This window comes from Paenibacillus marchantiophytorum, assembly GCF_014640555.1.
GTDB classification, from domain to species: domain Bacteria; phylum Bacillota; class Bacilli; order Paenibacillales; family NBRC-103111; genus Paenibacillus_E; species Paenibacillus_E marchantiophytorum.
On the sequence record NZ_BMHE01000009.1, the window covers coordinates 211,623 to 221,698 of the forward strand.

Annotated in this window: 11 protein-coding genes; 1 reads left to right on the forward strand and 10 read right to left on the reverse strand. The window is 41.0% G+C overall.

Annotated features, from left to right (window positions below):
• Positions 1–48: 48 nt before the first annotated feature.
• The 5 genes from IEY34_RS12070 to IEY34_RS12090 all read right to left on the reverse strand — a co-directional run bounded on the left by IEY34_RS12070 (position 49) and on the right by IEY34_RS12090 (position 4,564).
• The gene (locus IEY34_RS12070) at positions 49–915 is read right to left on the reverse strand and encodes an SDR family oxidoreductase (protein WP_189011729.1); all 867 of its coding nucleotides are present in this window, start codon (positions 913–915) and stop codon (positions 49–51) included.
• A gap of 2 nt (positions 916–917) precedes the next feature.
• Positions 918–1,421, reverse strand: coding sequence for a hypothetical protein (locus tag IEY34_RS12075; protein ID WP_189011731.1), 504 nt, complete (start codon positions 1,419–1,421; stop codon positions 918–920).
• A gap of 107 nt (positions 1,422–1,528) precedes the next feature.
• Positions 1,529–2,092, reverse strand: a complete 564-nt coding sequence (locus IEY34_RS12080; protein ID WP_189011733.1) for a MarR family winged helix-turn-helix transcriptional regulator — start codon at positions 2,090–2,092, stop codon at positions 1,529–1,531.
• 605 nt (positions 2,093–2,697) lie between these two features.
• A complete protein-coding gene (locus IEY34_RS12085) occupies positions 2,698–3,099 on the reverse strand; it encodes a hypothetical protein (protein ID WP_189011735.1) in 402 nt (133 codons plus the stop codon).
• Positions 3,100–3,529: 430 nt separating this feature from the next.
• Entirely contained in the window at positions 3,530–4,564 is a 1,035-nt protein-coding gene (locus IEY34_RS12090; protein WP_189011737.1) for an aminoglycoside phosphotransferase family protein, read from the reverse strand.
• A 280-nt stretch (positions 4,565–4,844) separates the two neighbouring features.
• On the opposite strand from IEY34_RS12090, the gene IEY34_RS37820 reads away from it, so the two are divergent.
• A complete protein-coding gene (locus IEY34_RS37820; protein ID WP_189011806.1) occupies positions 4,845–5,255 on the forward strand; it encodes a DUF4179 domain-containing protein in 411 nt (136 codons plus the stop codon).
• A gap of 760 nt (positions 5,256–6,015) precedes the next feature.
• Here the strand turns inward: IEY34_RS37820 and IEY34_RS12100 are convergent.
• The 5 genes from IEY34_RS12100 to IEY34_RS12120 form a co-directional block, all read right to left on the reverse strand.
• Positions 6,016–6,420 carry a GNAT family N-acetyltransferase gene (locus IEY34_RS12100; RefSeq protein ID WP_079418176.1) on the reverse strand — a complete coding sequence of 135 codons (405 nt, stop codon included), beginning with the start codon at positions 6,418–6,420 and terminating at the stop codon, positions 6,016–6,018.
• A gap of 642 nt (positions 6,421–7,062) precedes the next feature.
• A complete protein-coding gene (locus IEY34_RS12105) occupies positions 7,063–7,554 on the reverse strand; it encodes a nucleoside deaminase (RefSeq protein ID WP_189011739.1) in 492 nt (163 codons plus the stop codon).
• Positions 7,555–7,700: 146 nt separating this feature from the next.
• Positions 7,701–8,225, reverse strand: coding sequence for a GNAT family N-acetyltransferase (locus tag IEY34_RS12110; RefSeq protein WP_189011741.1), 525 nt, complete (start codon positions 8,223–8,225; stop codon positions 7,701–7,703).
• Between the two features lie 605 nt (positions 8,226–8,830).
• The gene (locus IEY34_RS12115; RefSeq protein WP_189011743.1) at positions 8,831–9,625 is read right to left on the reverse strand and encodes a 6TM ABC transporter family protein; all 795 of its coding nucleotides are present in this window, start codon (positions 9,623–9,625) and stop codon (positions 8,831–8,833) included.
• Between the two features lie 236 nt (positions 9,626–9,861).
• Positions 9,862–10,076, reverse strand: a 215-nt coding sequence (locus tag IEY34_RS12120; RefSeq protein WP_189011745.1) for a GrpB family protein, incomplete at its 5' end; no start/stop codon positions are given.

The window sequence follows — 10,076 nt, forward strand, 5'->3', positions numbered from 1 at the left end:
GAGTAGCCTTTTAAGTGACATAATTTTCAAAATAGATGGACTCCGTCTCTACCGGAAATTTTCAACATACTCATGCAGAAAGGCGTCTAGCGTGCGGGGCGCTCTGCCAAGCAAACGCTTCACAGTGTCATTAGGACTTTCTGGCACCACCGTAGACATAGTTTGAATTTCCACAACGTGGTTCGCAAGCCAAGGAGGCATATGCCCGTGCTCCATTAGATTGCGGAGTAGTACTGGGGGCTCCATATTAATGTAACTTATTCGCCGATTAAGCAGAGTGGATAGTTGACTCGCGATCTGGGGATAGCTGAAAATCTCCGAACCGGTAAGTGTATAGACTTGGCCTGATACCTCGCGGTTGATCAGAACTTCTGCGGCAACATCTGCGATATCGCGACAGTCAATGAAGTTACAGGGGGAGTGGCCCATGGAGCCGAAGAAAACATTTTGGGTTGTGATCGTTGGTGCAAGGCGCAACAAGTTTTGCATGAACGCATAAGGGCGCAACACCGTGTGAATGAGGCCCGATTCGCTCAGTACTTTCTCGATTTCTTGATGCCAGCCCGCCACTGCCACTGGAGAGCTTATCTCAAAGGCAGGACTGGATATTTTTACGATGTGTTTGATTCCAGCTTCGGCGGCAATCTGAATGATCGAAGTTTCCAATTCGATTTGTCTTGGACTGTTGGACATGGCAAGGAAGAGCTGGCTAGCTCCTGCAAACGCACGGCGCAGCGATTCGGGGTCGGAAGCATCAGCCGATGCGACCTCAATAGTCGAGCGGCCTTTTTCTCCGATCTGATTACGCAATTTCTCAGGCTCTCTGCTCAGCGCCCTAGCGGGTACACCAAGATCAACCAACCGTTCCAAAAGCGCACTGCCTATCGTACCTGTTGCTCCAATAATAACTATCATTTTTATCTTCTCCTTTTGGATGAAAAATTTGTTGTGACGGCAAGACGCCACCGCCATATCACTATCGTGCTTGCTATGAAGCCAGACAATGGGAAATCGATCCAGACACGACCGACCCAGGCTAGGTCATTGCTAGGAATCATAATTTCTAGCAAACCAGATGTCGCCCATGCGGCGAATAGGCCAAACATTGCTCCCATCAACGCGAACAGCCCAACCACAACCAAGTGAGGTGCGCCGCTGATCCACCGTTTATGGACTCCTCGGCTGCGCAGCCAAAGGCCAAGCATCCAAGCCACCAAGGCCGATGTTCCGCCAATTGTGGTCAACGCCCCTAATTGGAGCCCCTTGTCGGCAGTAACCAATCCCCCGATACCTGCCATGATGGCAGGAGAAACATAAGCCATTAGTATTTCACGCCACAGCACAAAACCCTTTGCGCCAGAACCACCAGACTTGATTTCGTAAGCACCATCTGTCTGATTCGGGTATTCCATTTTGTTCATTTAGTTGCTCCTTTCTTCTTTTAAATCGTCCAGCGCTTGCTTCAGTGACATATAATTAGGAACCTAACTATATAAGGGTAAAAATAGGCTAGCTTCACTAGCCCGTTCTACTCATTACTGATGTGTTGCTTTGGTTCACTCGGTTCGTCCGTAAGTGCTGAAATGCCTTGTGTAACTCGGCCTAGTAGATCAAGAAAAACGCTGCGCTCCTCGATACTAAGTAAGCCCACCATGGCTTCCAGCCGAGTGAAATGCTCAGGAGCCATTTCACGGAGCTTCTTCGCGCCTTGCTCTGTCAATATGACGGATTTCTGACGGCCATCTTCTGAGCTTGATCGTCGCGATACTAGGCCATCTCGCTCAAGAATGTCGATAAGACCAGTCACTGTAGCACGTGTAACACCTAGATGCTCCGCTAATTGCGAAGGCAGCTCTTCTCCTTCGTTATCTTCAAGGTCTGCCAATAAACGATATCGCCCTGTTGATAAACCGAATCTAGCGAAATGAATCTCCGAAGCATGACCAAGCCTGGCTCCCGCTGCCATTAGCCTAGACGCGACGAGTATAGCCTGTGCGTCTATGTCTAGGTTATAGCGATCAATCTGGCGCTTGGATTGTACAAGCGAGGGAATAGCATTAATGTCATTTGTTTGTTCATTATTGTTGTTCATATATATAGTATGGCTCCTAATTACTTTTGTGTCAATACATTTTTTACCTTCAAATTTACCTTCTAAAAAATGAAAATTATTTAGCTTTTAAGCTTAGCAAAATATTCAGAAACAACCTCGTCAATTTCTTCTTATATTCCCAGAAAGATATTTGCCCTATATTCATTTTGCTCTCGTGCATAACGGTGACCATTGGTTTTCACCACTTTTTTTAAAAAATACTGAAGTGTTTTGTTGCGTATCGCTCAACTATCGTTTCTCGTTAGCTTAATCACCAATGATTAAAGCCTTAACCATATCCCTTGTTCTTGAAACAGGAACAATATCGTCGTCTTCACAATGAAAAGCCCATATAGATACATCTTTTAGTAATAGAAATTGGAACTGCAGCAGCAAATAGTTCTGGTGATCTTGAAGCGAATCCAAGTCAGCCCGTAACCATCTAGCATACGAATATCCTCTCCACGTTTTTTAATACCGTGGAGAAATAACATTAATGGATACCAGGAATTAATGAGATCCAGATAAATACTAGCCAGAAAACTGGCACAATGTGAATCCGCTATTAGGAGAAGATATCCTTGGATCAATAAACACTTAAAATTTTACATGCAATTTTGTTCAATAGTTACTTTATCATTACTAATTGTCACCTTTGAATTTCCCGATAGATATTCTGTATAACCACATACAGTCTCTTCTTTGGTAGCTCCTCTTGAATCGGTATATTTTATATATATTGCCCCTTCTCCTTTTAAATTTAATAAAGGGTTAATTTTCCTAGTTTCACCACTCATAATTTTCTTGGTATAAATATCATTTGAAGCCCCTTTTATTATTCCAGTCTCTATTAAAACAATATCATAGTCTGATTTGTTCTTTATTGTTACTGAAAAACTTTGGAATTGATCTGTTACATTTCTCAACCAATTAAATCCTATAAAAACTAGTATCATCAAAGAGAATACTGCAACTAACATAAATATAGATCTTTTTTTTATTTTCATATTTGCACCTTTTTTCGACAGTCTTATGTATTTCTCATGAGATCTGAAACTACAAACCTAAACGAGAGAATGGACCGTATTCACTCCTCCACTTAATTCCCAAACCTCATGTTTTGATTGTTCATAAAACCACGTCGCTCCTGCGCTCATCCATTTATTTCTGTAACTCTCAAACGTGTGACCCTCGTGGATATCATCAAATCCAAATTCAAAACCGCAACAGTGACAAATTTCAAACGATTCATTACCATCTGCATCATATGGTGCTTGTTGTAAATCATCATATCCACAAACAGGGCATATATGTTTCATAATCCCCTTTCGGGAGTGTTATCATTGAGCAATCCTGCCCGTTACTTGAGAAAGGGCAACCAATCCACATGGGCTGGCTGCCTTTTCATGTTTATTATTGAACTCTCGTTCCGTTAGTTTAGGCTATGTGACCCGACGTGACCAACAAGGGTATGGTCTTCATTTCATTGATTTTTTGGAGAGTATGGACATGCTTCGTCTTCTCGTCATCAGCCTCTGTGTGGAGATACCCCTCTACAAGTCTGTACCCGAATACGAGAAGGATTATCTCGTAGACACAATGATCGGCGATTCGGGATACAGCCGCATACTCCGAAAAGCCTTTGTAATACGCAGGGATGCATCGCTGGTAGTGTTCGACCATGTGATTGATATCCGGTTCATCCGCGATCAGGCTTGCGAGATCCTCACCCAGGTAGCCCCATCCGCTGGTATCCCAATCGATAAGCGCGAAATTCCCGTCAGCATAGATAAGATTGGTTACCCAGAAGTCACGGTGACATAGCACGAGGGGTAATTTTTCAATACGGGCGAATATCTCGTCTGCTTGCTCATCGATGTCGATGAGCATTTGCCGTAAGTGCAGAGGCAATTCGCAGTCCTCCGATCGTATATAATCGTAGACGACCGGCCATGACCGGTAATGCAAATACGTATTCTTCATGAGATTCGCATGGCTCAGATTGGTCAGGCTCTGCAACACGGCGGGTTGCTCCGCATACAGCTTGCCTTGAAAGCGCCCTAACTCCAGCGCGGCCTTTTCATACATGTCACCGGTCAAGTCTAAACCGGTTACGCCATCGATATATTCCAGCCACAGATGGTATTCATTAACTTCGGCATTAAACTCAGCGTAATAACATGTCGGCCAGCGAAGGGCTTGCGAGAAAGTCGCTCCCAAGTCAGATGAATAGAGATCATATTCCCGACGCCACGAATCCGGATCGCCGTAACGCTCCCATTTGTTCTGGATTTTTAGCACTATACGGTAAGGCAATTTTTCGCCATCCACGGTTTCGGCGATCCCCGTTATCAGGCACACATTTCCCACAGTTCCGCCATGTAATGGTATAGTTTGGCAGTCGGTGGAGATGATATTCGTCTTGAAGCGTTGGCTTAAAGCATAAATCAGCTTTTCAAGTTCAATATTCATTTATTCCTCCATTTTCTTCTTTGTCGATGAGGTAGCGCGTATTATCCTTGATACACTCGTTATCATGTTATGGGGCATAGATACCCATCTATTGAGAAAACGACAGCCGTTATACCAGCTGCTTCTTAGATGATTATATCAAATGTAATCCCTTATTTTGGGAAGACTTTAGTTATAACTATTCTGCCCTTTCGTTCAGGCAAAATAGAGATCTACTGACTGCGCGGCAGCCGGCGATCCCTATTGAAGTATCGTTCCCCGTTAGCTTAATTCACTAACTATTGCCCGCTCATGGTGGGTTTCCACTACAGCCGCTGCAATCCTTGGAGTTACACTTATTGCTTCCGGCTTTGTATCGCCCGCGATGGCTGTTGCATTCAAGCAAATTCCGGTTCTAGGACAAATCTATTCATTATGGGGCGAAAAAAACGGAGATCCCGGTGTTCAACAAGCCAAGGATTTCATCACAAACGTAAACCAAAGCGTGACCCATGGCAATGTGACTATGAATATTCCAACGTTGTTATTTGACAGGACCCGAATTCTTATGAACATAACCACTCCTGGAAACCGTCTGGCTTCGGAGCCTAATTCGCTGCATTCCGATGCCAATAAAGGGGCAATAGATAAGTCCAGCTGGGGTTTCAGGACGGTGGGAAGACAAAGATATGGTCAAGAAGTACATCTCTGAGCTAGAGACCGTACTTTCGGTGCAATAGTTCATCTGCAAAAAGGACCTTATTATCTAGGATTAAAAGGGTATGCAAACCTACTAAAGACGGAGCCATAATTGGCTTCGTCTTTTATTTAAATGACTTTAACCCTTGTCTGGCCTAACTCAAGTCATCTTGTTCTCTAATGTTTTGATGAATATCTATTCCGCCTTTACTCCCGCTTCAAAAGAACGCTTGTAAACCTACATGCTCTACATATAGAGTTTCCCACGAATATTAATTGATTCGCCAACCATTAAAACCCTCCTTTTAATTACTCTTTATATACACCATATTATTCTGCTACGTTGCGCAAACTGCCCGTTACTTGAATAAAAAAAAGAGGAGCTGCCGGTGGCAAGCCCCTCAACTATCGATCTCCCGCTAGTTCAATGGTGAGACCATTATTGTGGGAGTTCCGAAATGACTCCATCCAAGGGTCCTATCATCTGGACAAATTCTCCTGTATTAGCCTGGATAGTTACTCCATACCCATCAACCATAACAGACCATTGCCTATTTCCTATAATTTTGTTCCAAACCGTATCATTCGTAAGCATACAATATTCAGATGATTTCTGTGTATCTATATCTTCGTTCATTTTGGTGTTGATTACTTGAATATATTCTTTTGCTTTGATAATAGCATTATCTTCTGTAAGAATGGGTTTTTGTAATTGATAAATACTGAAGTGTTTTGTTGCGTATCGCTCAACTATCGTTTCTACGTTAGTTAAATCATATCAGCTCTGAAATAAACATTGGTGTGGCTCCATCCTCTGTATTAAAGCCAAATTTATTGTAGAAATCCACTGCATGAGGATAAGAAATTAATACTTTTGTTTTACACCCTTTATATCTATCAAGCATCATATTCATTAATTCCTTACCTATACCTTTACTCTGATAACTCGGATTAATAAGCATATAATGAAAATATACCGTTAAAACACCATCCGACAAAGCATTTATTAAACCGACAAGCTTCCCTCCTTCCCAAGCTGTAACAATTGAATGAGACCCTCTTATTGCTTGTAAAAGCTCATTTGGATACTTGCCAGACTCCCATTCTACCGAAAGGAATAACTCTTGGAGTGCATCCTTAGTGATATCCTCTATGCTTGAAGCGTAATAAATACTCATCCCTATAACTTCCTTTCATACTATCTACGGCTCCTATATTACCATTAAAAATATGTACAGAATATGGATTGACTGAAGAAGCATTTGTATTCATTTACATAGAGAATTCATAAAAACACCTCTCTTGCTTAAACATACTAATCCTGAGAGCTTATAGCGTTAAACTTCCCAATAGCATAATAGCAAAAGGAGCAACTGCCGCGGCAAACTGCTCCAGAATTGTTTGAACTAACGTTTATCGTTAGTTGAATAGCGGACTTTGTTATCTATTACTTCGAATTGACCCAAATATTTTTATTATTATTCTTGAAAAACCTTGAAAGAAGTCACTTATATATTTGACTAGGAATCCTACCAACTTAAAGAATAGTGAAATTGCTATTATAAACACAAACAGTTTTAAACCAGTTTCTATAAATTCTATTGTAGGAGTCATAAGCACCTCTGCCTAACAAAGATAACAATAATATACCACATATTGGAACTATACTGCCCAATAGCTTAATGACAAAAGGAGCCGCGAAAGCTGCTCCTTTTGTCATTAACTATCGTTATCCGTTACTTTAACTAGGCTTCCCATTCATGCTGGCAGCCTCGTCCTGATTTCTTATTGAACAAACGATTTTCCTAGTTGAACGATACTTAGACAATATCACTAACTATATATTTTATTCCACGACGTTCATCCCATTGGCGGTGAAGTTCCTGCGAACGGATAGCCAAGTCCTTATAAGGCATTGATATAACAGAGATTTTATCGAATTTATGTCTAAAGTGATTTCCCTTCTTCATGATTCTCATAGCCCCCAAGTAATCGTCACTTAATGCCCAGACAGCTTTAGAGATATCGGCTAAAATTAATGCCCCTGAACACATTGGACAGGGTTCTACTGTAGAATATAAGGTGCATTTATTTTTATAAGTAGGGTCTAACAATTTCTCCCCAGCCTGTCTTATTACATCAATTTCTGCATGGCACGTGGGGTCATTATTAGTGAAAATTCTATTTCTCCCTTTGCTTAAAATATTACCATCTGGATCAACCAATACCGCACCTATTGGTACTGATCCCTCTCTAAAGGCTATCTCAGCCTCTTCTAAAGCAATCTCAAGGAAATATCGATCTATATCCATAGCTACTAACTCCCCCTTACGGTATTTATCATATTAATTCGGCAATATAGAAGTTATACCTTCCTCTGTTAACTGCCCCTTTACTTCAATGAAACAAGGGACAGCTGCCGGCTGCGGCGATCTGTCCCTTGTTTTGCACTTATAGTTCACCTTAAGTTTAAAAGTCGCAATCTTAAAATCATTAAGTCTTCATCGAAATACTGTTCATCAAACTTTAAAGCATCTGGTTCTTTACCGTAAACTTCAAACCCCAGCGAGACATATAAGCGTTTTGCTGATTTGTTATTAGACACAACCGTCAAATGAATCTGTTCCAACCCTTCACATTCTTTTGTTGCTCTTTCAATCAAGGCTAATAGAAGGGCTTTACCTACCCCCCGCCCTCGAAATTGAGGCTCTACGTACATACCGTAAATGTTTCCTTTATGTGCCGTCTTAAGCCTGTTCTCACGTGAAAAATTGACAATGCCAACTAATGTGTTACTGTCGTCAAAACATCCCAATGTAAATTGATCTTTTGTATGGTGTATCCTTTCTATAATGTGCCCCAGTGGTTTAGTTTCTTCTTGCTCATACGTTGATCCAAATGCATTGGGGTCATTTTTTAATGCACGCAACCTTACTTCTCTATACACTTGGGCATCAGAGTCATTCAATAGACGAATGTTCATTAGTCACTTCCGATCATTTATCAAATTGTTCAAAATAAAACTTGCGGATTGAAGTAAACTGCCAGTCAGCGGAGTAAAGGGCTACTACACGGCAGTCCTTCAGATGTTTAACTATCGTTTCGCGTTAGCGAAATAACCATAACTACTTACTTATGTTAGGGTCCGCACTTTTGTAGTTATTGATTTTGTCTCATACTTTTCCATTGTAGTAATTTTCCATATTCATTATCCATATTTCAAAAACTATAAAATAAATAGCAATTGTTATAATAGAAACCTTTATACTAAACTTTGAGACCACACTATAGAGCATGAAAACAAAGAAGAAAACGATTAGTGGCAAAACTAAGTGATATAAAATTAACTCTTTCAAATTTATCATAACTGGGGGGTCAGAACCCTCACCAAAAATAGAATATTCCAGAATCATCGTATCGACTAATCCATAAAATATAGTTAGAAACAGAACTGGAACCGACTTAATTATATACTTCAAAGTTATCCCACCCAATTTAGCTGATCTTCAACCCGCATTAATTGCCCTTTAACAAACTACTCCATGAAATGAATTTAATAACTTCAATTAACGTTCGCCGTTAGTTTAATCATAGTTGGTTTAAGCAGTTCGAAGTATCGTCACGAGACAAGAGCCTTGTACGATGAACCATCCAGAAGCTTTTTACAGTGTTTAAAAATGCGAAACCCTCTTCAATTAGCAGCAATGCCTTTTCCGGTGATTGCTCCTGAGGATAGTAAGATTGTACCGAACGAAAGAAGGATCCCAATATGCTTCCTACTTGGGGTTCATTGGCGAGCAGTAAGACAGCGTCATGTTTTTTCAAATTCCATATACGAATCCCATCACAATGAATTACAGTCAGAAATTGAAAGACCACAGGCCATACAACCGTGCACATTAACCTTGCGCAACGTTCAATCCGATCTTCCCCATGGTCCAATAATTGATGCGGATGAAATGCGACTTCTGGCTTTAGTCTGTCCAGTGAGGCTACAGCATCCTGTAAAATTTGATCGTTTGTTGCTTCTAGCTCCAATAATTGCCCAGCTAAAAGTTGATAACTACCAGGAATCGGTGGTAAAAATTTATTAGTCTTTGGCGTAATAACGCTGAATTGAATATAACGGAACGGATGGACGTTTATTTCGGATAATGCTTTGTGAAGACTAATACAGGTTTCAGCAGGTATCGTTCCTAATTCATTAAGACCAGTATCATCCACGTAAAGTACGTAATCGATGTCACTACTACCAGGAACAACACCGCCTTTAATAGCCGACCCCTGAACTATCAATCCTCTAAAAGAAGAGTTAATATGCTTTAAAACGATATCACGCACAGTTAAATTGATTCGTTGAGCAGCAGATTGAATGGACTCCATTAATGTAATCACCTCATATTTACATATAGAAATTACGCAATCATCTCAAATCGTAACTATGTTGTCAATCTTTTTTTAGGTGAGCAAAAGGCTGCCGATCGTGCCGGCAGCCTCCCGTTGATGTGTATTGAACAAACGTCTCCCGTTAGTGTAGTCCTTTATCCTGCGGTAGCCGATTCGAAATTTATTGAGCTATCGTTCTTACGTTAGTGTACTAACTTAGGCTGAACTATTTATCATTTAAAACCCGCACGTTGTAGTATCTCTCTGACAAAGTCGCCTTTGGCATTCGTGTAAGCCAAACGGTCGTTCTGGTATCGTTGTGCAAGTTCCACCTTTAAGTCACCATATTGTTTAGCATCCTCTGGATGGCTTCTTAAATAGTCTCGAAATAGGATATGACGCTTATACTCTACGTTATCCAGGGTGCAGACATATAGATGATGCCAAG

Coding starts and splice junctions, on each gene's coding strand:
- IEY34_RS12070 (WP_189011729.1), bottom strand. CDS start 915: ATGATAGTTATTATTGGAGCAACAGGTACGATAGGCAGTGCGCTTTTG.
- IEY34_RS12075 (WP_189011731.1), bottom strand. CDS start 1,421: ATGAACAAAATGGAATACCCGAATCAGACAGATGGTGCTTACGAAATC.
- IEY34_RS12080 (WP_189011733.1), bottom strand. CDS start 2,092: ATGAACAACAATAATGAACAAACAAATGACATTAATGCTATTCCCTCG.
- IEY34_RS12085 (WP_189011735.1), bottom strand. CDS start 3,099: ATGAAAATAAAAAAAAGATCTATATTTATGTTAGTTGCAGTATTCTCT.
- IEY34_RS12090 (WP_189011737.1), bottom strand. CDS start 4,564: ATGAATATTGAACTTGAAAAGCTGATTTATGCTTTAAGCCAACGCTTC.
- IEY34_RS12100 (WP_079418176.1), bottom strand. CDS start 6,420: ATGAGTATTTATTACGCTTCAAGCATAGAGGATATCACTAAGGATGCA.
- IEY34_RS12105 (WP_189011739.1), bottom strand. CDS start 7,554: ATGGATATAGATCGATATTTCCTTGAGATTGCTTTAGAAGAGGCTGAG.
- IEY34_RS12110 (WP_189011741.1), bottom strand. CDS start 8,225: ATGAACATTCGTCTATTGAATGACTCTGATGCCCAAGTGTATAGAGAA.
- IEY34_RS12115 (WP_189011743.1), bottom strand. CDS start 9,625: ATGGAGTCCATTCAATCTGCTGCTCAACGAATCAATTTAACTGTGCGT.